Origin of the sequence: Micromonospora yangpuensis (genome assembly GCF_900091615.1) — a bacterium.
GTDB lineage: Bacteria > Actinomycetota > Actinomycetes > Mycobacteriales > Micromonosporaceae > Micromonospora > Micromonospora yangpuensis.
In genome coordinates this window covers 3,686,447-3,710,078 of record NZ_FMIA01000002.1, presented here as the reverse complement: position 1 = coordinate 3,710,078, position 23,632 = coordinate 3,686,447, and the positions used below count along the sequence as shown (strand labels likewise).

At 72.8% G+C, this 23,632-nt stretch carries 20 protein-coding genes; 12 read left to right on the top strand and 8 right to left on the bottom strand.

The window, feature by feature from the left end; all coding sequences use genetic code 11:
• Positions 1–215: 215 nt before the first annotated feature.
• From GA0070617_RS16800 to mshC, 6 genes are all read left to right on the top strand, one after another.
• Positions 216–1,268: an LLM class F420-dependent oxidoreductase gene (locus GA0070617_RS16800; RefSeq protein WP_091438912.1), complete on the top strand. Its 1,053-nt coding sequence runs from the start codon at positions 216–218 to the stop codon at positions 1,266–1,268.
• The gene (locus GA0070617_RS16795; protein ID WP_091438911.1) at positions 1,265–2,101 is read left to right on the top strand and encodes an undecaprenyl-diphosphate phosphatase; all 837 of its coding nucleotides are present in this window, start codon (positions 1,265–1,267) and stop codon (positions 2,099–2,101) included. Before GA0070617_RS16800 ends, GA0070617_RS16795 begins: the two co-directional genes overlap by 4 nt.
• A 195-nt stretch (positions 2,102–2,296) precedes the next feature.
• Entirely contained in the window at positions 2,297–3,001 is a 705-nt protein-coding gene (locus tag GA0070617_RS16790; RefSeq protein ID WP_091438910.1) for an MSMEG_4193 family putative phosphomutase, read from the top strand.
• 76 nt (positions 3,002–3,077) lie between these two features.
• Positions 3,078–3,662 carry a DUF3090 domain-containing protein gene (locus GA0070617_RS16785; protein ID WP_091438909.1) on the top strand — a complete coding sequence of 195 codons (585 nt, stop codon included), beginning with the start codon at positions 3,078–3,080 and terminating at the stop codon, positions 3,660–3,662.
• The gene (locus GA0070617_RS16780; RefSeq protein ID WP_091438908.1) at positions 3,659–4,471 is read left to right on the top strand and encodes an SCO1664 family protein; all 813 of its coding nucleotides are present in this window, start codon (positions 3,659–3,661) and stop codon (positions 4,469–4,471) included. The genes GA0070617_RS16785 and GA0070617_RS16780 overlap by 4 nt, the downstream gene beginning before the upstream one ends.
• Before the next feature lie 67 nt (positions 4,472–4,538).
• Positions 4,539–5,777 (top strand): cysteine--1-D-myo-inosityl 2-amino-2-deoxy-alpha-D-glucopyranoside ligase, encoded by a 1,239-nt coding sequence (gene mshC, locus GA0070617_RS16775; protein ID WP_091438907.1) that lies wholly within the window; start codon positions 4,539–4,541, stop codon positions 5,775–5,777.
• A gap of 118 nt (positions 5,778–5,895) precedes the next feature.
• Here mshC and GA0070617_RS16770 read toward each other — a convergent pair whose 3' ends face one another.
• A complete protein-coding gene (locus GA0070617_RS16770) occupies positions 5,896–6,687 on the bottom strand; it encodes a GntR family transcriptional regulator (protein WP_091446540.1) in 792 nt (263 codons plus the stop codon).
• 177 nt (positions 6,688–6,864) lie between these two features.
• On the opposite strand from GA0070617_RS16770, the gene GA0070617_RS16765 reads away from it, so the two are divergent.
• Entirely contained in the window at positions 6,865–7,119 is a 255-nt protein-coding gene (locus GA0070617_RS16765; RefSeq protein WP_091438906.1) for a hypothetical protein, read from the top strand.
• 138 nt (positions 7,120–7,257) lie between these two features.
• Here GA0070617_RS16765 and GA0070617_RS16760 read toward each other — a convergent pair whose 3' ends face one another.
• Entirely contained in the window at positions 7,258–8,127 is an 870-nt protein-coding gene (locus GA0070617_RS16760; RefSeq protein WP_091438905.1) for a PAC2 family protein, read from the bottom strand.
• Positions 8,128–8,389: 262 nt separating this feature from the next.
• Between GA0070617_RS16760 and metH the strand changes: the two genes are divergently transcribed.
• Entirely contained in the window at positions 8,390–11,905 is a 3,516-nt protein-coding gene (gene metH, locus GA0070617_RS16755) for a methionine synthase (RefSeq protein WP_175440562.1), read from the top strand.
• A 661-nt stretch (positions 11,906–12,566) separates the two neighbouring features.
• A complete protein-coding gene (locus GA0070617_RS16750) occupies positions 12,567–12,797 on the top strand; it encodes an NAD(P)-dependent oxidoreductase (protein ID WP_175440561.1) in 231 nt (76 codons plus the stop codon).
• On the opposite strand, the gene GA0070617_RS16745 is transcribed toward GA0070617_RS16750, so the two are convergent.
• Positions 12,785–13,438, bottom strand: coding sequence for an HNH endonuclease family protein (locus GA0070617_RS16745; protein ID WP_091438903.1), 654 nt, complete (start codon positions 13,436–13,438; stop codon positions 12,785–12,787). The genes GA0070617_RS16750 and GA0070617_RS16745 overlap by 13 nt on opposite strands.
• Positions 13,439–13,619: 181 nt before the next feature.
• Between GA0070617_RS16745 and GA0070617_RS31085 the strand changes: the two genes are divergently transcribed.
• From GA0070617_RS31085 to GA0070617_RS16725, 3 genes are all read left to right on the top strand, one after another.
• Positions 13,620–14,987 (top strand): calcium:cation antiporter, encoded by a 1,368-nt coding sequence (locus GA0070617_RS31085; protein WP_244891687.1) that lies wholly within the window; start codon positions 13,620–13,622, stop codon positions 14,985–14,987.
• Between the two features lie 244 nt (positions 14,988–15,231).
• A complete protein-coding gene (locus GA0070617_RS16730) occupies positions 15,232–16,011 on the top strand; it encodes a neutral zinc metallopeptidase (protein ID WP_229688338.1) in 780 nt (259 codons plus the stop codon).
• 175 nt (positions 16,012–16,186) lie between these two features.
• Complete coding sequence (locus tag GA0070617_RS16725; protein ID WP_091438901.1) at positions 16,187–16,843, top strand: HAD family hydrolase; 657 nt, start codon at positions 16,187–16,189, stop codon at positions 16,841–16,843.
• Positions 16,844–17,035: 192 nt separating this feature from the next.
• Here GA0070617_RS16725 and GA0070617_RS16720 read toward each other — a convergent pair whose 3' ends face one another.
• The 5 genes from GA0070617_RS16720 to GA0070617_RS16700 form a co-directional block, all read right to left on the bottom strand.
• A complete protein-coding gene (locus tag GA0070617_RS16720; protein ID WP_091438900.1) occupies positions 17,036–19,585 on the bottom strand; it encodes an ABC transporter permease in 2,550 nt (849 codons plus the stop codon).
• The gene (locus GA0070617_RS16715; protein ID WP_091438899.1) at positions 19,585–20,352 is read right to left on the bottom strand and encodes an ABC transporter ATP-binding protein; all 768 of its coding nucleotides are present in this window, start codon (positions 20,350–20,352) and stop codon (positions 19,585–19,587) included. The genes GA0070617_RS16720 and GA0070617_RS16715 overlap by 1 nt, the downstream gene beginning before the upstream one ends.
• Positions 20,353–20,643: 291 nt before the next feature.
• Positions 20,644–21,330: a response regulator gene (locus tag GA0070617_RS16710; protein WP_091446538.1), complete on the bottom strand. Its 687-nt coding sequence runs from the start codon at positions 21,328–21,330 to the stop codon at positions 20,644–20,646.
• Between the two features lie 11 nt (positions 21,331–21,341).
• Positions 21,342–22,562, bottom strand: coding sequence for a sensor histidine kinase (locus GA0070617_RS16705; protein ID WP_091438898.1), 1,221 nt, complete (start codon positions 22,560–22,562; stop codon positions 21,342–21,344).
• A 76-nt stretch (positions 22,563–22,638) separates the two neighbouring features.
• A complete protein-coding gene (locus tag GA0070617_RS16700; RefSeq protein WP_091438897.1) occupies positions 22,639–23,556 on the bottom strand; it encodes a RecB family exonuclease in 918 nt (305 codons plus the stop codon).
• Positions 23,557–23,632: the final 76 nt, after the last annotated feature.

The window sequence follows — 23,632 nt, the reverse complement described above, 5'->3', positions numbered from 1 at the left end:
CTTATTTGCAACCGGGGTCGTACCGATATCCTCACGCCCGCCATCTCTGCCTCCCCGGCCGTCCGGCGGGGGTCCCGATCGGCTGAGGTGCCACCTGGCCGGCGGGGTTCGCGCAGGTCAGTGCCGCCTGCCCGGGGCGGGTGAGCCGGTGGTCGGCCCGACTGTCGGCATTGCGTAACCTGATGCGACCTTGTGGTACGGATGGGGGAGGACCAGTGCGACTCGGGCTCAGCCTCGGATACCAGACGGCGTGGAGCACACCCGCCGACCACCTGGCACTGGCCCGGGAGGCCGACCGTCTCGGCTACTCGGTGGTGTGGGCGGCGGAGGCCTACGGCTCCGACTCGCCAAGCATGCTCGCCTGGATGGCCGGCCAGACCGAACGGATCGACCTGGGCAGCGCGGTGATGCAGATCCCCGCCCGGACCCCGGCGATGACCGCGATGACCGCGGCCACCATCGACGCGCTCTCCGGCGGCCGGTTCCGGCTCGGGCTGGGCGTTTCCGGCCCGCAGGTCTCCGAGGGCTGGCACGGCGTACGGTTCGCCAAGCCGCTGGCCCGCACCCGCGAGTACGTCGACATCGTCAAGCTGGCGGTGGCCCGCAAGGAGGTCGCCTACGACGGCGAGTTCCACACCCTGCCACTGCCCGACGGGCCGGGCAAGGCGCTGCGGCTGGGCTTCCGGCCGCCCCGTGAGCACATCCCGATCTACCTGGCCGCCGTCGGCCCGAAGAACCTGGAGCTGGCCGGCGAGATCGCCGACGGCTGGCTGGCGGTCTTCTACGCCCCCGAGTTCGCCGACGAGCAGCTCGCCTCGGTGCGCGCCGGGCGGGTGCGGGCCGGCAAGGACCTGGCCGGCTTCGACGTCGTACCCGCCGTGCCGGTGGTCGTCGGCGACGACGTGGAGAGCTGCGCCGAACTGGTCCGCTGGTACGCCGCACTCTACGTCGGCGGGATGGGCAGCCGGCAGCAGAACTTCTACAACCAGCTCGCCACCCGGATGGGCTACGGCGACGCCGCCCGCGAGGTGCAGGACCTCTACCTGGCCAAGCGGCAGCGCGACGCCGCCGCCGCGGTACCCACGGAGTTCATCGACCGCACCTCGCTGCTCGGGCCCAAGGAACGCATCGCCGAGCGGATGCGCGAGTACGCCGCCGCCGGGGTGACCACCCTGGCGGTCACCCTCTTCGTCGCCGACGCCGACAGCGGTGTGCAGACCCTGCGGACCTGTGCCGAGGCGCTCGAGCTGGCCGGAGTGGGCGAGTGAGCTGGATCGAGGCCATCGTCCTGGGCATCGTGCAGGGGCTCACCGAGTTCCTGCCGATCAGCTCCTCGGGACACCTGCGGATCACCTCGGCGATCTTCTTCGACCAGGACGCCGGCGCGTCGTTCACCGCGGTCACCCAGCTCGGCACCGAGGCGGCGGTGCTGCTCTACTTCGCCAAGGACATCTGGCGCATCGGGCGTACCTGGGTGGTGGGCATCTGGGACTCCTCGGTACGCAGCAGCCTGGACTACCGGATGGGCTGGTACGTCATCGTCGGTTCGATCCCGATCGGGCTGCTCGGGTTCCTGTTCAAGGACCAGATCCGGGCGACCGCCCGGAACCTGTGGGTGGTCGCCACCACCCTGATCGTCTTCGCCTTCATCCTGGCCTTCGCCGAGTACTGGGGCCGGCAGACCCGGGTGCTGCGGGACTTCCGGATGCGCGACGGTGTGGTGATGGGCCTGGCCCAGGCGCTGGCCCTGATCCCCGGGGTGTCCCGGTCCGGCAGCACGCTCACCGCCGGCCTGTTCCTGAATCTCACCCGGGAGACCGCCGCCCGGTACTCCTTCCTGCTGGCCATCCCGGCGGTGGTGATGTCGGGCGTGTTCAGCATCCCGGACGTCTTCGCCCCGGCGGCCGAGGGCACCTCCGCGCCGAGCGTGGCCCAGATGGTGGTGGCGACGATCATCGCCTTCGGGGTCGGGTACGCGGCGATCGCCTGGCTGCTGCGTTACGTGGCGCACCACACCCTGTACGTCTTCGTGCTCTACCGGGTGGCCGTCGGCACCCTGGTCCTCGCCCTCCTGCTGACCGGCACCATCCCCGCCACCTGACCAGGTGTAAGGAAGGGCCCCCTGTTAACGCTTTCTGATGTACAGGGGTCCCTTCCTAACGCCCGCGGGCCCGCCGGCCGACGCGCGCGGCCGGGCGACGCGCGCGGCCGGCCGACGCGCGTGGCCGGGCGGTGTGTGGGCGTTGGGCGTCGGGCGTCGCGGACGGCCGGGCCGGTGGCGAACTAGGGTGGTGCCGTGGCGACCCTTCTGCTCCTGCGACACGGCCGGACGACGGCCAACGCCGACGGTGGGCTGGCCGGGCGACAGCCGGTCGAGCTGGACGACACCGGTCGGGCCCAGGCCGCCGCGGTGGGCCAGCGGCTGCGTCCGGTGCCCCTGGCCGCGGTGGTGAGCAGCCCGTTGATCCGCTGCCGGCAGACCCTGGAGTTGGCGCTGCCGGAGGTCACCCCGGTGCTGGAGGACGGGCTGATCGAGTGCGGCTACGGCAGCTGGGAGGGCCAGCCGCTGAAGAAGCTGGCCAAGGAGCCGCTCTGGCCGGCGGTCCAGCAGCACCCCAGCGCCGTGGTCTTCCCCGAGGGCGAGGCGATGGCGGCGATGGCCGGCCGGGCGGTCGCGGCGGTGCGGTCCTGGGACGCCCGGGTCACCGCCGAACACGGCCCCGAGGCGGTCTGGCTGGCGTGCAGCCACGGCGATGTGATCAAGGCCATCGTGGCCGACGCGCTCGGCGTACACCTTGATCTTTTCCAGCGGATCGTCGCGGACCCGGCGTCGGTCACCGCGATCCGTTACACGCCGCTGCGGCCCTTCCTGGTCCGGCTCAACGACACCGGCGGGGACCTCGCCGGGCTGGTCCCGCCGCCGGCCAAGCGACGTCGGCGGGCCGCCCGGGCGGCCGACAGCGACGCGGCCGTCGGTGGGGGAGCGGGAGCGCGGCGGTGACGCCGTCGGTCGGGCGTGGCGAAAAGGGCGTCGGTGGGGTGCGCGACGCCGTGGCGCGCCGGATAGGGTCGTGGGTATGACCCACCAGGTGCACGCCTTCGAGCCGCCGGAGCGGTTCGTCGCCGGGACCGTCGGGCCGCCGGGGGAGCGCACGTTCTTCCTGCAGGCCCGCGGTGGCGGCCGGCTGGTCAGCGTCGCGCTGGAGAAGGTGCAGGTCTCCCTGCTCGCCGAGAAGCTGGAGGAGCTGCTCGCCGAGGCGCAGCGCCGGTTCGGGGTGCAGCTGCCCGAGGCGGTCCCGGTGGCTGGCGACAACGAGCCGCTGGACACCCCGGTCGACGAGGAGTTCCGGGTCGGCACCCTCGGGCTGGCCTTCGACGTGGACACCGCCACCGTGGTGATCGAGGCGATCGCCACCGGTGAGGCCGACGCCGAGGTGGCGCTCGGCGCGGAGGCCGAGGCCGAGGAGGCCGACGAGGAGACCGAGGAGCCGGACGAGGATCTCGACCGGCTCCGGGTCCGGCTGACCCCCGAGGCGACCCGCGAGTTCATCGAGCGGGCCCGCCGGGTGGTCAACGCCGGTCGCCCGCCCTGCCCGCTCTGTGGCCAGCCGCTGGACCCCGCCGGGCATCTCTGCCCCCGGCACAACGGCTACCATCGGTGACCTCGGTGGAGCTGCACCGGGACGGCGCTGCCGTCCTGCGCCTGCTTCGCGACGGTGACCTGGCCCTGGAGGGCCGGCTGGTCGACGCCTCCAACACCACGCTGCGTGCCGAGTTGACCCTGGACACCGCCACCGCCCGCTGCGTCTACAAGCCGGTGCGCGGTGAGCGGCCGCTGTGGGACTTCCCGGACGGCACCCTCGCCGGCCGGGAGGTCGCCGCGTACCTGGTCTCCGCGGCGATCGGGTGGGACCTGGTGCCGCCCACCGTGCTGCGCGACGGCCCGCTGGGCCCCGGCTCCTGCCAGCTCTGGATCGACGAGCCCGCCGATGCCGAGCCGCTGGTCGGCTTCGTGCCCGCCGACGCGGTGCCGCCGCGTTGGCTGCCGGTGGCGGCGGCCCGCGACGACGACGGCACCGCGTACGCCCTGGCGCACGCCGACGACCCCCGGCTGGCCCGGCTCGCGGTGCTCGACGCGGTGATCAACAACGCCGACCGTAAGGGCGGACACGTGCTGACCGGCCCGGACGACCGGGTCCACGGGGTGGACCACGGGGTCAGCTTCCACGTCGAGGGCAAACTGCGTACCGTTCTGTGGGGCTGGGCCGGGCGGGAGTTGCCCGCCGACGCCCTGGCCGCGTTGGCGTCGCTCACCACCCAGCTGGGCGGGGAGCTGGGCGAGGAGCTGGCCGAGCACCTCACCATCGCCGAGATCGCCGCGCTGGGCACCCGGATCGACCGGCTGCGCGAGGTCGGTTGCTTCCCGCCGCCGTCGCAGGAGTGGCCGGCGATGCCCTGGCCGCCGATCTGAGCCGTTGTCGCATTGGTCACCCGGGCGGGCCCGCGCCGGTACCGTGCGGCTGGATAGGCTGAGGACCATGGAGTCTTGGGCGGGACACGAGGTGCCACGACTGCCGGGCCGGGGCGAGCCCCTGGCGCTGTACGACTCGGCCCGCCAGGGTGCCCACCCGAGCAGCCCCGAGGGCACCGCGACGATGTACGTCTGCGGCATCACCCCGTACGACGCCACCCACCTCGGTCACGCCGCGACGATGATCGCCTTCGACCTGGTGCAGCGGGTCTGGCGGGACAACGGCCACCCGGTGCGCTACGTGCAGAACGTCACCGACATCGACGATCCGCTGCTGGAGCGGGCCGAGCGCGACGGCGAGGACTGGAAGGTCCTGGCGATGCGGGAGACCGCGCTGTTCCGCGAGGACATGGAGGCGCTGCGGATCATCCCGCCGGCGCACTACGTCGGCGCGGTGGAGTCGATCCCGGACATCGCCGACCGGGTGCTGGCGCTGCTCAAGGACGGTGCCGCGTACCGGTTGGACGACGGCACCGGGGACGTCTACTTCGACATCGCCGCCGCGCCGCAGTTCGGCTACGAGTCCAACCTGACCCGCGAGCGGATGCGTGAGCTCTTCGGTGAGCGCGGCGGCGACCCGGACCGGCCGGGCAAGCGCGACCCGCTCGATCCGCTGCTCTGGCGGGGTGCCCGGCCCGACGAGCCGTCCTGGCCCGGTGGTGAGCTGGGGTCGGGGCGGCCCGGCTGGCACATCGAGTGCGCGGTGATCGCGCTGAACCTGCTCGGTGACCGGATCGACGTGCAGGGCGGCGGCAACGACCTGATCTTCCCGCACCACGAGTGTTCCGCCGCGCACGCCGAGCGGCTGACCGGGGTGGTCCCCTTCGCCCGGCACTACGCGCACGCCGGCATGATCGGCCTGGCCGGCGAGAAGATGAGCAAGTCCCAGGGCAACCTGGTCTTCGTCTCCCGGCTGCGGGCCGACCGGGTCGATCCGGTGGCGGTGCGGTTGGCGCTGCTGGCCGGGCACTACCGGGCAGACCGGTCCTGGACCGGCGACCTGCTCACCGCCGCCGAGCAGCGACTGGCCCGCTGGCGGCGGGCCGCCGCCGCGCCCGCCGGGCCGTCCGGCATGGCCTTCCTGACCGGGGTACGCCAGCGGCTGGCCGACGACCTCGACTCGCCGGGCGCGCTGGCGGTGGCAGACGAGTTCGCCGAACGGGCCCTGGCCGGTGCCGCCGACGATCCGGCCGCCCCGGCGCTGTTCGCCGAGGCCGTGGACGCCCTGCTCGGCATCCGCCTCTGAGCGTGTGACCGGCCGCCGACAACGCGACAGCCTGACCGGCCGCCGACAGCGCGAGCGGCCGCCGACAGCGCGAGCGGCCTCCGAGGTGTGACCGGGTCCGGAACGGCGTGACCTGTGCTCAGCCGAGGACCAGTCCCGGGTCCGGGTCCGGGTCGGCGGCGGGGGCCGGGACCTGGTACTCCTCGGTCAGGGTGGTCATCGGTCCGGGCCAGGTGGCCTGGGCGACCTCGACCGGTTTGCGCCGCTCGTCGTAGGCCACGTGCAGCAGGTGCAGCACCGGGGTGTCCGGGCGGATCTGCAGGGTCTCGGCCTCCTCCCGGCTGGGCTGCCGGGCGGTGATGGTGTCGGTGGCGGTGACGTACCGGCGGCCGGTGGCCTCCTCGGCCTCCTGGTAGAGCGGCCGGCCGAACGCCTCGGTGCGCTCCAGCGAGGTGCCGGCGGTGTCGGTGGGCAGGAACCAGCTCGCGCCCACCTCGACCGGGGAGTCCTCGGTGCGCACCAGGTGTCGGCGGCAGAGCAGGTCGGTGCCGTCGGCGACGCCGAACGCGTCGGCCACCTCCGGTGGGGCGGGGGCCCGGCCGACCGAGACGAGCTGTTGGCGGTACCGGGCGGCCAGGTCGGTGTGGTAGCCGCGGAAGCCGCCGTAGCGGCCCCGGGAGAGTCGGTTGAGGCGACGGCGGGTGCCCCTGACGTACGTACCGGAGCCGGGCTTGGTGATCAGGATGCCCTCGACCCGCAGCTGGTCGACGGCGCGCTGCACGGTCTGCTTGGCCACGCCGAACATCTCGGCGATGGCCGGGATGGACGGCAGGCGTTCGCCCGGCGCCCAGTCGCCCCGGCGAACCTGCGCCTTGAGCTGCGCGGCGATCTGCCGGTGCGGGAACTCGGCGGCCCCCGGATTGATCTGCATGCCCACCTCCACGATTACAGCTAGGTTCCTAGGATGCCCTAGGCGTCGTTGACGCCGCCACCCCGGACACACCCGGTCTGGTCACCTACCGGGTCCGGGATTGACCCGCCCCGGTGCCGTCATCCCGGCTCGCTCGGCCGCGGGAGACCCGTTCGTCCACGACGGGCCGGTCCCGGGATGTTCCTGGTGGTGAGGAACGGCCAGCGCGGCGGCGACGTGGGTGGGGACGCTGCCGGTGCGCTGTGGGAGTCGCCACTTGTCGGGGTGGGTGGGGTGTTGTTCGAAACGCCGGCCGTGTCGCGCGAGGGCGTCCACCAGAACCTGTTCGGTGTTCTTCTTCGCTATCCCACCGTTTCCCAGGTGGGACAGAAACGCACCGATGGGGACGGGAAGGCGGCCCGGCGGAGTTCCTGCATGTCCAACTCCCGGTGATCTAAGAGCAGGTTCAGCACGCCGCCCAGCGTCCCCACGGGGCTGCCGGTCGTGCTCGACAACGGCCGGTCCTTCGACACCACCCAGGCCGCCGGCTGGTGCCTGTTCCGGGCACCAGCCGTTGCCGAAGAGGGCCGGCTACCAGGAGCCGGCGGTGGGGCCGGCGGAGCCGCCCCGGCGGCGCAGGTACTTCTCGAACTCCTGGGCGATCTCGTCACCGGTCAGCGGGGTGATGCCGGCGTCGCCGACCCGTTCCTCCAGCTCCCGGACGTACTCGCCCAGCTCGGCGTCCTGCTCGGCGGCACTGCGGACCCGCTGCTCCCACTCGGCGGCCTCCTCGGCCAGGTCGGCCATCGGCACCGGCAGGTCGAGCACCTCCTCGACCCGGTGCAGCAGCGCCAAAGTGGCCTTCGGGCAGGGCGGGTTGTTGGCGTAGTGCGGCACGTGCACCCAGAACGACACCGCGTCGACCTCGGCGCGGGCGCAGGCCTCGTGCAGCACCCCGACGATGCCGGTCGGCCCGTCGTACCGGGTGGGGGTGAGCTGGAAACGTTCGGCGGCCCCGGCGTCCGAGGCGCTGCCGCTGATCGGCAACGGCCGGGTGTACGGCACGTCGGCCAGCAGCGCGCCGAGCAGCACCACCCGCTCCACCTCAAGGCTGTGGCAGATCTCCAGCACCTGCTCGCAGAAGGTCCGCCAGCGCATGCTCGGCTCGATGCCCCGGATCAGCACCACGTCGCGCTCGGTGCCCTCGGGGCTGGCCACCATGAACCGGGTGGTCGGCCACTGCACCCGCCGGGTCTCGCCGGCGGTCATGGTCACCGTCGGCCGGCTGACCTGGAAGTCGTAGAACTCCTCCGGGTCCAGCTCGGTGACCTGCCGGGCCTGCCAGACCTGCTCCAGGTGTTCGACCACGGCGGTGGAGGCGTCGGCGGCGTCGTTCCAGCCCTCGAAGGCGGCGACCGCCACCGGGGACCGCAGCACCGGCAGTCCGTCGAACTCGGTCACGCCGTCACCTCACCCTGGTCGTCGGGGCCGGTACCGGGCCACCGCCCGGTGGTCCGCCCGCCGGGCGCGGTGGTGTCCCTGTTGTCCTTCACGTCCGTAGCCTACGTGCCAGGCCCGGATGCGGCCCGTCGGCCGCGCCGGCCCACCGCTGCCCCCGGAAGGACATCTGGGTACGAACCAGACGGGCGTGATCCCGCTGACACATTGTGGGAACCGCAGCGGGTACGGGGCCCGCCCGTCAGGCGCGAACTAACCTGTACGGGTGCAGACTTCGTTGCTCGACGCGCTGACCAGTCGGATTCTCGTCGCCGATGGCGCGATGGGCACCATGTTGCAGGCAGCCGACCTGACCCTGGACGACTTCGAGGGGCTGGAGGGCTGCAACGAGATCCTCAACGTCACCCGCCCGGACGTGGTGCGGGGCGTGCACGAGGCGTACCTCGCCGCCGGGGCGGACCTGGTCGAGACCAACACCTTCGGCGCCAACCTGGCCAACCTCGCCGAGTACGACATCCCGCAGCGCATCCGGGAGCTGTCGGCGGCCGGGGCGCGCATCGCCCGGGAGGCCGCCGACGCGTACGGCACGCCGGAGCGCCCCCGGTTCGTGCTCGGCTCGATCGGCCCCGGCACCAAGCTGCCCACCCTCGGTCACGCCCCGTACGCCACGCTGCGCGACGCGTACCAGGAGAACGCCGCCGGTCTGATCGAGGGTGGCTCGGACGCGCTGATCATCGAGACCTGTCAGGACCTGCTCCAGGTCAAGGCCGCCGTGGTCGGCTCGAAGCGGGCGATGGCCCAGCTCGGCCGGACGGTGCCGATCATCTGCCACGTGGCCGTGGAGACCACCGGCACGATGCTGGTGGGCAGCGAGATCGGGGCGGCGCTGGCGGCGATCGAGCCGCTGGGGGTGGACCTGATCGGGTTGAACTGCTCGACCGGCCCGGCCGAGATGGGCGAGCACCTGCGCTACCTGTCCCAGCACTCGCGGATCGCGGTGTCGGTGATGCCGAACGCGGGCCTGCCGGTGCTGACCGCCGACGGCGCGTACTTCCCGTTGAGCCCGGTGGAGCTGGCCGACGCCCTGGAGCGGTTCGTCACCGAGTACGGGGTGGCGCTGGTCGGCGGTTGTTGCGGCACCACGCCGGAGCACATCCGGGTGCTGGCCGAGCGGATGGCCGGGCTCGCCCCGACGCCCCGCGACCCGCGCCCCGAGGCCGGGGTCTCCTCGATCTACCACCCGGTGCCGTTCGCTCAGGACGCCTCGGTGCTCATGGTGGGGGAACGGACCAACGCCAACGGCTCCAAGGCGTTCCGGGAGTCGATGCTGGCCGCCGACTGGCAGGCCTGTGTGGAGGTCGCCCGGGGCCAGGCCCGCGACGGCTCGCACGTGCTGGACCTCTGCGTCGACTACGTCGGCCGGGACGGCACCCAGGACATGCGGGAGCTGGCCGGCCGGTTCGCCACCGCCTCGACCCTGCCGATCATGCTGGACTCCACCGAGCCGCAGGTCATCGAGGCCGGGCTGGAGATGCTCGGTGGCCGGTGCGTGGTCAACTCGGTCAACTTCGAGGACGGCGACGGACCGGAGTCCCGGTACGGCCGGGTGATGCCGGTGATCCGCGAGCACGGCGCGGCCGTCGTGGTGATGTGCATCGACGAGGAGGGCCAGGCCCGTACGGCGGCGGACAAGGTCCGGATCGCCGCCCGGACCATCGACGACCTGACCGGCCGCTGGGGCATGGCCCTGCCCGACATCATGATCGACACGCTGACCTTTCCGATCTCCACCGGCCAGGAGGAGACCCGCCGCGACGCCATCGAGACCATCGAGGCGATCCGGGAGATCGCCCGCCGGTACCCGGGGATCAACTTCACCCTGGGCATCTCGAACATCTCCTTCGGGCTGAACCCGGCGGCCCGGCAGGTGCTCAACTCGGTCTTCCTGCACGAGTGCGTCCAGGCCGGACTGACCTCGGCGATCGTGCACGCCAGCAAGATCCTGCCGATGTCGAAGATCCCCGACGAGCAGCGCGAGGTCGCCCTCGACATGGTCTACGACCGCCGCCGCGAGGGCTACGACCCGTTGCAGCGGTTCATCGACCTCTTCGAGGGCGTCGACGCCGCCTCGGCGCGGGCCACCCGGGCCGAGGAGCTGGCGGCGCTGCCGTTGGAGGAGCGGCTCAAGCGGCGGATCGTCGACGGTGAGCGCAACGGCCTGGAGGCCGACCTGGACGCGGCGATGGCCGGTGGGCGTACCCCGTTGTCGATCATCAACGACCTGTTGCTGGACGGCATGAAGGTCGTCGGCGAGCTGTTCGGGTCGGGCCAGATGCAGTTGCCGTTCGTGTTGCAGTCGGCCGAGGTGATGAAGACCGCGGTGGCCTACCTGGAGCCGCACATGGAGACCGCCGAGGACGGCGGCAAGGGCCGCATCGTGCTGGCCACCGTCCGGGGCGACGTGCACGACATCGGCAAGAACCTGGTCGACATCATCCTGAGCAACAACGGCTACGAGGTCGTCAACATCGGTATCAAGCAGCCGATCAACGCGATCCTGGAGGCCGCCGAGGAACACCGCGCCGACGCGATCGGGATGTCCGGGCTGCTGGTCAAGAGCACCGTCATCATGAAGGAGAACCTCGCCGAGATGGCCTCCCGGGGCGTCGCCGAGCGCTGGCCGGTGCTGCTCGGCGGGGCCGCGCTCACCCGCTCCTACGTCGAGGACGACCTGCGGGCCATGTTCCCGGGGCAGGTGCACTACGCCCGGGACGCCTTCGAGGGGTTGTCCCTGATGGACCGGGTGATGGCCGCCAAGCGCGGCGGCGCGCCGGTGGTCGACCCCGAACGGGAGGCCGCCCTGGCCGCCCGGCGGGCCCGCCGGGAACGCCAGCGCACCGTGGTCCGCGAGGCGCTGCCCGAGCTGGACGACGCCTCGGTCCGCTCCGACGTGGCCACCGACGTCACCGTGCCCGCCCCGCCGTTCTTCGGCACCCGGGTGGTCAAGGGGGTGCCGCTGGCCGACTACGCGTCGCTGCTGGACGAGCGGGCCACCTTCCTCGGCCAGTGGGGGCTGCGCGGCTCCCGGGGCGGCCAGGGCCCGTCGTACGAGGAGCTGGTGGAGACCGAGGGGCGGCCCCGGCTGCGGTACTGGCTGGACCGGCTGATCGCCGACAAGGTGCTGGAGGCGGCCGTGGTCTACGGCTACTTCCCGGCCTACTCCGAGGGCAACGACCTGGTGGTGCTGGACGAGAACGGTCACGCCGAGCGGGCCCGCTTTTCCTTCCCCCGGCAGCGCCAGGAGCGGCGGCTCTGCCTGGCCGACTTCTTCAAGCCCAAGGGCGACCAGCCGGACGTGGTGGCCCTGCAGCTGGTCACCGTCGGCCAGCCGATCAGCGAGTACACCGCGAAGATGTTCGCCGCCAACGAGTACCGCGACTACCTGGAGGTGCACGGTCTGTCCGTGCAGCTGACCGAGGCTCTCGCCGAGTACTGGCACCGCCGGATCCGCACCGAGCTGACCCTGCCCGGCGGGCGTAGCGTGGCCGCCGACGACCCGGGTGACCTGGCCGGCCTGCTGCGCACCGACTACCGGGGCTGCCGGTACGCGTTCGGTTACCCGGCCTGCCCCGACCTGGAGGACCGCGCGAAGATCGTGGACCTGCTGGGCGCGGAGCGCATCGGCGTGGAGCTGTCCGAGGAGTTCCAGCTGGTCCCGGAGCAGGCCACCGACGCCATCGTCGTCCACCACCCCGAAGCCAGCTACTTCAACGCCAAATAGGTGTAAGGAAGGGCCCCCTGTTAACGCCTCCGGTATAGCAGGTCACCCCTCTCACCGTCCCTGGTGAGGATCAGGTGGGCCGTCGGGAGAAGGGGAGCGCACACCGGTGCCGTCGGCGGGTTGTCGGCTGTGGGTGGTCGGGGTGGGAAGCCGTCCCGCCCATCGTCGACCCGGGCGGGCCGGGTAGACGACCGACCGCGACCCGCCAGCGTCCGTACCGGCGTACCAGCCGTCTTGACGTTGCGGGCCGGGCTGCGGCCTGCTGCCCGGAGGGCGGACCGACGGCAGACAGTGATGGCAGCTCGGGGGCAGTGCCGCAGGTAGGACAAGGTGGCGGTGCTGTCGGAGCCTGCTGTCCGCGGTTCTTGCGGCACCCGGTACGGATGTTGATCGACTGCTTCACCAGCGCTGGGTTCTGGGGAGAGTTGTGGTCGCCATGGCGACCACAACTCTCCCCAAACGAGGTGGCATCGTCGGTGTCGGGCGGAGGTGACCGCGGGGTGTGGCGGTCCGGACGCCGGCTCGGCGTCGGTCGACGGGACCGGCACCTACGGGTGTCAGCTTGCCGTCGCGCAGTTGGCGATCGGTGAGCGCGACGGCGCGGCGCATCTGACCGGAGCAGTACCGCGCGTTCTACCTCGCGCACGCGGCCGGGGCGGCGGTGCTGCGTGCCACCACCGACGTGCCGGACTGGCTGATCGTCAGCCCGTCGGGCGACTTCGACCACGGTGGTCCGCGTACCGGGCGGTACCTGGTGGCCCCGGCGGACGCGGCCAGCCGGATCTCGTACGCCGATCTGGCCGTGGCGGTGGTGGACGAGATCGAGGCTCCCGTCCACCACCGCACGCACCTGGGGGTCGAGTGGCCCGGACCGGTGGATCAGTACGCGTAGGTCACCGAGATGGTCACGTTCGTGCAGTTGTTCGCCCAGCTGGTCAGGGCGTTCTTCTCGGCGGTGTCCACGGTCAGCCGCCAGCGGATCTTGGTGGCCACCCACTCGTTGACGTACCGGCAGCGGGCCGGTGCGTACGGCGGCAGCCAGGTGGCCGGGTCCTGGTCGCCCTTGGCCTGGTTGACGTTGTCGGTGACGGCGGCCAGGGCGCGGGCGTCGCCGAGGTCGTTGGCGAACGACTGGCGGCGGCTGGTGGTCCAACCTCGGGCACCGGAGTCCCACGCCTCGGCGAGCGGGACCAGGTGGTCGATGTCGAGGTCGGCGGGGAGCGTCCAGTAGGCGTTGTCGACGTAGGAGTACCACCGGCCGCCGGACAGCGTGCAACCGCTGCCGACGGTGGGGGCGGTGACGGCCTCGGCGATCAGCACCTCGTACCGGGTGTTGCAGCCGTCGCCGTCGGCGTCGGTCCAGTGCGGGAAGAGGTCCCGGTCGTAGCCGGTGCGGACCTCGGTGGCCACCGGCAGGTCGGCCACGGCGGTACGCAGCGGTGCCGAGTAGCCGGCGGCGGTCGCCGGGTGGGCGAGACCGACGGCCACGATCGCCACGAGGGTGGTCGCGGCGGCGCGCAGGGTACGGGTCATGATGGCTCCGTCCAGGTCAGCGGGCGTGGTGCCTGCCGTATATATAGACCGGGCTGGAATTGGGCAGCCAGGTCGATCGGGTTAACGATGGACGGCGAAACCGGGCCACGGGCGTTACCTGTCCGCGTGGCTCGCCGGCGTTCCCGGCCGGTCGATCGGGGGTTCTGGCAGGGTGGGGTGGGTGATCGCCGCCGCCCGTTCCCGGATGCACCTCTGGACCGTCGTGGTGCCGCTGCTGGCGGTGGTCCTGCTCGTGCTGACCTGGAACCGGGCGCTGCCCGGACCGGTGGTGGCGGTGGTGGCGTTCTTCCTGGCCGGGGCGGTGCTCGCGGCGGTGCACCACGCCGAGGTAGTGGCGCACAAGGTCGGTGAGCCGTACGGGTCGCTGGTGCTCGCGGTGGCGGTCACGGTGATCGAGGTGGCGCTGATCGTCACCCTCATGATCAGCGGCGGGGACAAGACCCAGGCCCTGGCCCGGGATACCGTCTTCGCCGCCGTGATGATCACCTGCAACGGCATCCTCGGCCTGTCGCTGCTGCTCGGGGCGCTACACCGGGGGGTGGCGTCGTTCAACCCGGAGGGCACCGGTGGGGCGTTGGCCACGGTGGCGACGCTGGCCACGCTCGGCCTGGTGGTGCCCACCTTCACCACCAGCCGTCCCGGTCCCGAGTTCAGCCCGGCCCAGCTGGCCTTCGCGGCGGTCGCCTCACTCGCCCTGTACCTGCTGTTCGTGATGGTGCAGACCGGTCGGCACCGGGACTACTTCCTGCCGGTGCCGCACGCCGCCCCGCCCGGCCCCAGCACCGCGCCGGGCGGCACCGCGCCGGGCGGCACCGCGCCGGGCGGCACCGCGCCGGGCAGCGCCGCGCCGGGCAGCGCCGCCGGGGCCGCCGACCCCGCAGCCGGCCGGCACACCGCCGCCGTGACCGCTACCGCCGACCGTCCCGCCGCCGTGACCGATACCGCCGCCGTGACCGATAGCGCTGATCGCCCCGGCGCGACCGACACCGCCATCGGGTCCGGGCCTGCCGTCGAAGCCGGGCCTGCCGTCGAAGCCGGGGACGACGTCGAGGAGCACGCCGATCCACCGTCGAAGCGGGCCGCCCTGACCAGCCTGGCGCTGCTGATCGTGGCGCTGGTGGCGGTGGTCGGTGACGCCAAGACCGTCTCACCGGCGCTGGAGGCCGGCGTGGCGGCGGCGAACCTGCCGCCGTCGTTCGTCGGCGTGCTCATCGCCCTGCTGGTGCTGCTGCCGGAGACCCTCGCGGCAGCCCGCGCGGCCCGGCGCGACCGGGTGCAGATCAGCCTCAACCTGGCCCTGGGCTCGGCGATGGCGAGTATCGGGTTGACCATCCCGGCGATCGCCGTCGCCTCGATCTGGCTGGAGGGTCCGCTGCTGCTGGGCCTGGGTGGCACCCAGATGGCGTTGCTGGCGCTGACCGCCGTGGCCGGCGTGCTCACCGTCGTACCCGGCCGGGCCACCCTGCTGCAGGGCGGCGTGCACCTGGTGATCCTCGGCGCGTTCATCTTCCTCGCCGCCAGCCCCTGACGCCCAGCCGTCAACCCTGACCAGCCGCCGGTCCCGGACGGCCAGCCGTCAACCCTGACCAGCCGCCGGTCCCGGACGGCCAGCCGTCAACCCTGACCAGCCGCCGGTCCCGGACGGCCCGCCCGCGACCGGCCGGCGGCACTGAACCATCCGGTGCCGCCTCGCGTAGATCATCTCGACGGGCATGGCGGATCGGCCGTCGGGGTACCAGCTGACCCACCGCCCGAGCGCCGGGGAGGCACACGTGACGGCATCGGTTCGACCTCGACGACGAGGCTCGCTGGTCGGTCTGGTGGCGGCCCTGATCGCCGCCGGCTGTGTCGTCGGCGAGGTGCCCGGGGACGACGGCGCGGCCCCGCCACGGGCCCCGCAGCAGTCGCAGGAGCAGCAGCCGCCACGGTCGCAGGCGCAGCAGGACCGTTCGCCGGGGGCGCAGACCACCCGGGCCGACGGCACCGACACCCCGGAGGAGTTCCAGCAGGACATCGCCGACGCCCAGCGGCTCGCCGAACGGTACTGGTCGCGGCAGTTCCAGGCCTCCGGACAGCGGTTCCAGCCGGTCCGGCGGGTGCTCACCTACCAGCGCGACGGGGAGGTCACCTGCGGCGGGCAGGCGGTGCCGGCGAACAACGCGGTCTACTGCTCGGTCGGGGACTTCATCGCCTACGACATCAACTGGTCGTTCTCGGCGTTCCGCCAGGTCGGCGACGCGTTCGTGTTCTACCTGCTCGGCCACGAGTACGCCCACGGGGTCCAGATCCGGCTCGGCATCCGCTACGAGTTCACCATCCAGCAGGAGTTGCAGGCCGACTGCATGGCCGGGGCGTACCTGGGTGACTCGGTGCGCGACCGGGTGCTCACCCTCGACGACGGTGACCTGGAGGAGTTCCGCGACGGACTGCTCGCCGTGGGGGACAGCCCCGACCAGCCGTGGTTCGCCGAGGGTGCCCACGGCACCCCCGAGCAGCGCGTCGACGCGTTCTTCCGGGGCTACCAGCGGTCCCTGGCGGCCTGCGACCTTTGACCTGGGTCACCCCCGTACGCCCGGCGGTGGCGGGGTCCCGGCGGGCTTGACAGGATCGTCCGGGTCGCCGTGTCGGTGCCCGTGACCCGGGTCGCCGACCGACGACTCCCATTGGCGAGCCGTCAGGATCGCCCGAGGTCAGGAGGACCCGCTGAGCAGCCCCCACCCCGCCGCCGTGCTCTTCGACATGGACGGCACCCTGGTCGACAGCGAGCGGCTCTGGGACGTCGCGCTGCAGGAGTTGGCCGCCGAGTACGGTGCCACCCTCTCCCCGGCGGGCCGGCAGGCGATCGTCGGCAAGACCATGGCCGAGGCGATGCGGATCCTGCACGCCGACCTGGACCAGCCCGACCTCGACCCGGTACGCAGCGCGGCCTGGGTCGACGCCCGCATCCTGGCCCTGTTCCGGGCCGGCCTGCCCTGGCGGCCGGGGGCGTCGGCCCTGCTCACGGCGGTACGCGCGGCCGGCATCCCGACCGCCCTGGTCACCTCCAGCGGCCGGGCGCTGGTCGAGGTGGCCCTGGACACCCTGGGCCGGGACAGTTTCGACGTGGTCGTCTGCGGCGACGAGGTCACCTCGGCCAAGCCGCACCCCGAGCCGTACCTGACCGCCGCCCGGCTGCTGGGCGTGCCGATCGGGGGGTGCGTGGCGATCGAGGACTCGCCGACCGGGGTGGCCAGCGCGCTCGCCGCCGGCGCGGCGGTACTGGCCGTGCCGGCCGAGGTGCCCCTCGACCCGATCGACGGCGTCCATCAGTTGGCCGACCTGACCGGCGTCGACCTGCACCTGCTCGCCACCCTGGCCCGCGCGCCCCGCCCCACCCCGCGCTGACCCGCCCCGGTGTCCGCCGGGCCCTACCCGGCCGGCCGAACCCGCCGCGGAAACCGGGCGGTGCCTGCCGAGAGCCTGCCTGGTCGGGCCTGGCCCGAGAGCCCTGCCTGGTCGGCCAGGCCGCCGGAAACACCGGGCCCCGCCGTCGACGCTGCGACGGCGGGGCCCGGTGGGGGACAGGTGGGGTACCGGTCAGTCGTGGGCGATGGCTCCCAGGACGTTGATCCGGGCGGCCCGGATCGCCGGCAGCGCCGCCGCGACAACCCCGATGAACGCCGCCAGGCCGAGGAAGATCCCCATCTGCGACCAGGGCAGCACCAGGTCGGTGATGCCGTCGTCGCGCAGCGCCCGGACCACCGCCGCGCCGAGGCCGAGGCCGACTGCCACCCCGAGCAGCGCGCCGAACACCGAGATCACCACCGCCTCGACCGTGATCATCTGCATGGTCTGCCCGCGCCGCAGCCCGATCGCCCGCAACAGCCCCAGCTCGCGGGTCCGCTCCAGCACCGACAGGGCCAGGGTGTTCACGATGCCGAGTACGGCGATCACGATCGCCAACGCCAACAGGATCTGGATCATCGTCAGCAGGGTGTCGAACTGGCTGGCCTGCTGGTCGATGAACGCGTCCCGGTCGGCCACCGACACCTCGGGGCTGTCGGCCAGCAGCGCCTCCACCCGGGGCAGCACGTCCGCGCTGCGGGTGCCCGGCTCCAGCTGGATGAACCCCTGGATCGGATGCGGGATCGCGAAGTCGCTCGCCACGCTCTGCGGCAACGCCACCGGATTGGTGTAGACCTCACTGGCGTAGATGCCGCTGACCGTGAAGGTGCGCTCCTCGCCGCGGGTCAGCTGCACCGGCACCGTCGACCCGACCGACCAGCCACGCGACTCGGCGCTCTCCTTGCGGACCAGCATCTGGTCCGGCCCGAGCTGGCTGATGTCCCCGGCCACCTGCTCGGCGTTGAAGATCTGTCGCAGCGCGGCGGGCTCGGTGCTGGCCGCCACCCAGGTGCGTTCCCCGTCGACCAGCGCCAGGTCGCCGTACTCGCCGTCGGCCAGCCGGACCCCGGGCAGCGCCGCCGTCTGGGTCAGCACCTCCCGGTCGAAGCTCGGCGACCGGGGGCCGCTCTGCGCCCCGGCGATGACCAGCTCGGCGGTGACGTTGTCCCGGGCCATGGCGCTGAGGCTGCTCTTGGCCGAGTCCAGGATCACCGTCACGCCGGTGACCAGCGCGATGCCCACCATCAGCGCGGCGGCGGTGATCGCCGTGCGGCGCGGATTGCGGCCGGAGTTGAGCCGGCCCAGCTTGCCCGGCACCGACCAGGAGAAGACCGCGCCCAGCAACGACACCACCGGCCGGCTGAGCAGCGGGGTCAGCAGCGCCACCCCGATGAAGGTGAACAGCACCCCACCGAGGATCACCGGCAGGGTGCTGCCGCCGGCGTTGCCGGTCAACCCGAGGGCCAGCAGCACCGCGCCGACCGCGGTGACCGCCGCGCCGCCGATGGTGATCTTCGTCAGGGGCCGGTCCGGGGTGGCCACGTCCTGCATCGCGGCGATCGGCGGGATCCGGGCCGCCCGCAGCGCCGGCAGCAGCGCCGCCACCACCGTGATCAGCAGACCGACGGCGAAGGCGCTGATCACCGCGCTGGGCGGCACACCGACACCGGCCAGCTCCAACCCGCCGGCGAAGGTGCCGAACAGGTACGCCAGCAGGGCACCGACACCGATCCCGGCGGCCAGGCCGAACACCGAGGCGAGCAGGCCCACCGCCACCGCCTCCAGCACCACCGAGCCGATGATCTGCCGGCCGCTGGCCCCGATGGCCCGCATCAACGCCAGCTCCCGGGTGCGCTGGGCGACGATGATCGAGAACGTGTTGAGGATCAGGAAGGTGCCGACCAGCAGCGCCACCGCGGCGAAACCGAGCAGGATCCGGTTGAAGAAGGTCAGCCCCTCGTCGAACGCGGCGGACATCTCCTCGCCCAGCTCCGCACCGGTGCGTACCACGAAGTCGTCGCCGAGGGCGGCGGCCACCTCGTCGCGCAGCGCGGTGTCGGCGACCCCGTCGGCGGCGGTGACCGTCACGCTGTTGAACGTGCCGGCCTCGCCGAGCATCAGCTCCTGCGCCACCGGCGTGGTGAAGTAGACCTCGTGCGAGCCGCCGATGGAGTCCCGGCCACCGCTGTAGCCGAAGATCCCGACCAGGGTGAACTCCCGCTTCGGCGCCAGGGTGAGCACGCCTACCCGGTCGCCGACCTTGACCTTCGCGGCCTCGGCCAGGGCCGCGTTGACCACGATCTCGTCGTCGGCGCGGGGCTCGTGGCCCTGGCGCAGCCGCAGCAGGTCGCTCTCGCCCACCCAGTTCTGGCCCAGCTGCGGCGGGCCGAACGAGGTGACCACCTTGCCGTTGCTGCCGATCAGCCTGGCCCCGTCGGCGGAGACCACCCCGACCGCGTCGGCCACCCCCGGCACCGCCCGGACCTGCTCCACCGTCGAGGCCGCGAACGGCGGGGCGACCGCCGAACCCTCGGCCTCGGAGACGGTCACCTTCGGCTTGCCCGCCACGTTGACGTCCACCTCGGCGTACGCGTCGGCGAAGACCTGGTCGAAGGTGCGGCTGAGGGTGTCGGTGAGCACGAACGCGCCGGAGACGAACATGACGCCCAGCACCACGGCCATCCCGGACAGGATCAGCCGGACCTTGCGTGCCAGCAGGCTCTTCAGGGTTGCCCGCAGCATCAGTGACCCACCTCGGCGGCGGTGGTGTCCAGCTTCTTCATGGTGTCCAGCACGGTGTCCGCGGTCGGCTCGATCAGCTCGGTGACGATCTGTCCGTCGGCCAGGAACACCACCCGGTCGGCGTACGCCGCCGCGCTCGGGTCGTGGGTGACCATGACGATCGTCTGGCCGTGCTCGCGTACCGAGTTCCGCAGGAAGTTGAGCACCTCCGCGCCGGAGCGCGAGTCCAGGTTGCCGGTCGGCTCGTCGGCGAAGATCACCTCGGGGCGGGCGACCAGCGCCCGCGCACACGCCACCCGCTGCTGCTGGCCACCGGAGAGCTGTGCCGGCCGGTGGTCCAACCGGTCCCGCAGGCCTACGGTGTCGATCACCGTGTCGTACCAGGCCGGGTCGGGCTTGCGCCCGGCGATCGACATCGGCAGCAGCACGTTCTCCTTCGCCGTCAGCGTGGGCAGCAGGTTGAACTGCTGGAAGATGAAGCCGACCTTGTCCCGCCGCAGCTTCGTCAGACCGGCGTCACCCAGCCCGGTCACCGTGGTGTCCCCGATCGACACCGTGCCCCGGCTGACCGAGTCCAGCCCGGCCAGGCAGTGCATCAGCGTCGACTTGCCCGACCCGGAGGGGCCCATGATCGCGGTGAACCGGCCCCGCTCGAACTCGGCGCTCACCCCCCGCAGCGCGACGACCTGTGCCTCGCCGCTGCCGTAGACCTTCCACACCTCGTCCGCCCGGGCCGCGGCCTGCGCCTGTCCCACCGTCGCGGTCACGTCATCTCCCTCATGTCTGGGTACCAGCGATCCGCGCCGCCCCCGCTGGTCGGCGCGGTACCTCGTCATCTTCGGTCACCGCAAGCAGCGGACCGTCCGACTCCGGGGGGAGCCGGCGCGGATTTCCCGCTGCGGGTCGGCCCGGAGACCGACTCAGGGTTACCCCTGAGCGATCCGGCCCGCCGTCGGCGGCGCCACTGTCGGTGACGGTAGGACCTGACGCCACGTCACAGTCGACCGTCACCCATCACCGTAGGTGAAGCCCATCACCACGCCGCCGCCGGTGGCCGGCTACGCCCGGGGCCGGACCAGGCCCGTCTCGTACGCCAGGACCACCGCCTGGACCCGGTCGCGCAGCCCCAGCTTGGTCAGCACGTGCCCGACGTGGGTCTTGATCGTGGTCTCACTGACCGTCAGCTCCCGGGCGATCTCGGCGTTGGACAGCCCCCGGGCGACCTGCACCAGCACCTCCCGTTCCCGCTCGGTGAGCGCGTTGAGCGTCCGCGGTGGCGCTGCCGCCGGGTCGGGCAGCGCACCGGCGAACCGGTCCAGCAGCCGTTTGAGGATCCGGGGGGCCACCACCGCGTCACCGGCGGCCACCGTCCGGATCGCCGTCACCAGGTCCTCCGCCGGGACGTCCTTGGCCAGGAACCCGCTGGCCCCGGCCCGCAGGGCGCCCACCACGTACTCGTCGAGGTCGAAGGTGGTCAGGATCAGCACCCGGACCGGCAACCGGGCCTCGACGATGGCCCGGGTCGCCGCCACCCCGTCCATCCGGGGCATCCGGATGTCCATCAGCACCACGTCCGGCAGCAGCCGACGCGACAGGTCCACCGCCTCCGCGCCGTCGCCGGCCTCGGCCACGATGTCCAGGTCGTCCTCCGCGCCCAACACCATCCGGAACCCGGTACGCAGCAACGGCTGGTCGTCGACGAGCAGGATCCGTACCGGTCGCGCTGACGTCGCCTGATCGGTCATCGCGTGGTCGGTCATCGCGTCTCCCTGTCCGCACCGGCTGCCGCCGGAACCCCGTCCGCCTGCTCCACCGGGATGCTCGCGTACACCCGGAACCCGCCGCCGGGTCGTGGGCCGGTGTGCAGGGTCCCACCGTAGAGGCCCACCCACTCCTGCATCCCCACCAGCCCGTGCCCCGGTCGGGGCGGCTGCGGCCCCGGCCCCCGTCCGGTGTCGGTCACCTCGGCCGACAGGAACGTGCCACCGAAGGTCAACCGCACCTGCCCGGTGGCCGTCCCGGCGTGCCGCAGGCTGTTGGCCAGCGCCTCCTGCACGATCCGGTACACCGCCAGGGCCACCCCGTCGGGCACCGGCGTCACCTCGCCGACGACCTGGAACGCCACCGGCAGCCCGGCGTCACGGGCCCGGTCGACCAGGGCCTCGATGCCGGCCAGGTCCGGCTGCGGGGCGAGCTCCGCGGCCGGCTCGGCGTCGGTGCGCAACACGTCCAGCAACCGGCGCATCTCCCGCAGGGTGGCCCGGCTGGTGCCCTCGATCGTGGCGATCGCGGCGTCGGCGGCGTCCGCGTCCCTGCGCAACACCCGCCGCGCCCCGGTGGCCAACACCCCCATCACGCTCACCTGGTGGGCGACCATGTCGTGCAGCTCCCGGGCGATCCGGCGACGCTCCTGCGCCACCGCCTGCTCGGCCAGCGCCCGCTGGTTCTCCTCGGCCACCCGGGCCCGTTCCCGCAACGCCTCGATCGAGGTCCGGCGGGCGTGCACCGCCCGACCCACCGCGTACGACACCACGGCGGTGAGCAGGTTGTTGAGGACCAGGTAGCCGGTGCCCACGTCCAACCGGCTCTCCAACGGCGCCGTGACGTTGAGCACCATCACCGGCACCCACAACCCCACCGAGGCGAGCACCGCCCGGCGCGCCGGCCAGGTCGCCGCCACGGTGTAGGTAAGCACGACGAAGGTCAGCCCCTGCGTGCTCGGAGCGGATTCGTACAGCGCCGGCAGGACCAGGGTGGCCGCCGCCGCGCCCACCGCCCACCGGGTCGCGCGGCGGCGCAGCACCACCGGTGCCGCGCACAGCACGCTCAGACCCAGCGCCGACGGAAGCTGCCGTGGCCAGAAGTCCCGCGGGCTGAGCAGGGTGAACAGCACGTCGAACAGCACCAGGGCACCCGCGAGCAGGGCATCCGCCGCGACCGGATGCCGGCGCAGGAACACCCGTGGCGCGTCGGTCATACCGTGACGCTAACCGCCCGCACGCCACTGAGATCGTCGCCGGCGGTGACTCGGCCATCCTCCGTGAGGAGGAGGGTCACTCGTCCGCGCCCGGGTGGACCGGCGAGGCGGACCGGGAATCCGGCGACGGACCGGCCGACACCGCGCCGACCGGGAACGGCGGTGGCGTACCGCCGAAGGTCGGACAGTGCGCATGGTGACTGCACCAGTCGCACAACCGGCTGGGCCGGGGCCGGAAGTCCTGCCGCTCGGTGGCCTGCTCGATGGCCCGCCACAACGCCACCACCGTGCGCTCGAAGCGGGCCAGCTCCTCGGCGTCGGGGGTGTAGTCGCACACCTCGGCGTCGCGCAGGTAGAGCAGCCGCAGCACCCGGGGCACCACCCCCCGGGTCCGCCACAGCACCAGCGCGTAGAACTTCAGCTGGAACAGCGCGCGGGCCTCGAAGGCCTCCCGGGGCGCCCCGCCGGTCTTGTAGTCCACCACCCGCAGCGCGCCGTCGGGGGCCACGTCGAGCCGGTCCAGGTAACCCCGGATCAGCAGCTCGTCGTCGACCACGGCGGAGATCAGGGCCTCCCGCTCCGCCGGCTCCAACCGGCGCGGGTCCTCCACCGCGAAGTACCCCCCCAACAGCTCGGTGGCCGACCGCAGGAAATCCGCCGCGGCCTGCGGGTCGGCCTCGGCGAACAGCTCGGCCAACTCGGGCTCCTCGGTGACCAGCCGGTCCCACTGCGGAGCCACCAGGTCCCCGGCGGCGGTCGGGGTACGGTCGGCCGCCGGCAGGTCGAACAGGCGCTCCAGCACCGCGTGCACCAGGGTGCCCCGGGCCTGCTCCACGCTCGTGCGCTCGGGCAGCCGGTCGATGCTGCGCAGCCGGTAGAGCAGCGGACAGGTCTTGAAGTCCGCCGCCCGCGACGGCGACAGGGACGCCCGGACCGTGGCGGGCACCTGCGCAGCGGGCACGGGCTGTCGGGTCGTCACCGGATCCGCTGTCATGTCCGGAAGGTTAGGCCACCGGTCCGACACTGTCGGCGTACCCCGCCGACGGGACCGGGCAGTAGTCCGTGCCGCC

Excerpts from the sequence above, each read along its gene's own strand:
- GA0070617_RS16785 (WP_091438909.1), top strand. The coding sequence starts at position 3,078 with ATGACCCACCAGGTGCACGCCTTCGAGCCGCCGGAGCGGTTCGTCGCC.
- mshC (WP_091438907.1), top strand. The coding sequence starts at position 4,539 with ATGGAGTCTTGGGCGGGACACGAGGTGCCACGACTGCCGGGCCGGGGC.
- GA0070617_RS16770 (WP_091446540.1), bottom strand. The coding sequence starts at position 6,687 with ATGCAGATCAATCCGGGGGCCGCCGAGTTCCCGCACCGGCAGATCGCC.
- GA0070617_RS16765 (WP_091438906.1), top strand. The coding sequence starts at position 6,865 with ATGTTCCTGGTGGTGAGGAACGGCCAGCGCGGCGGCGACGTGGGTGGG.
- GA0070617_RS16745 (WP_091438903.1), bottom strand. The coding sequence starts at position 13,438 with ATGACCCGTACCCTGCGCGCCGCCGCGACCACCCTCGTGGCGATCGTG.
- GA0070617_RS16720 (WP_091438900.1), bottom strand. The coding sequence starts at position 19,585 with ATGCTGCGGGCAACCCTGAAGAGCCTGCTGGCACGCAAGGTCCGGCTG.
- GA0070617_RS16710 (WP_091446538.1), bottom strand. The coding sequence starts at position 21,330 with ATGACCGATCAGGCGACGTCAGCGCGACCGGTACGGATCCTGCTCGTC.
- GA0070617_RS16705 (WP_091438898.1), bottom strand. The coding sequence starts at position 22,562 with ATGACCGACGCGCCACGGGTGTTCCTGCGCCGGCATCCGGTCGCGGCG.
- GA0070617_RS16700 (WP_091438897.1), bottom strand. The coding sequence starts at position 23,556 with ATGACAGCGGATCCGGTGACGACCCGACAGCCCGTGCCCGCTGCGCAG.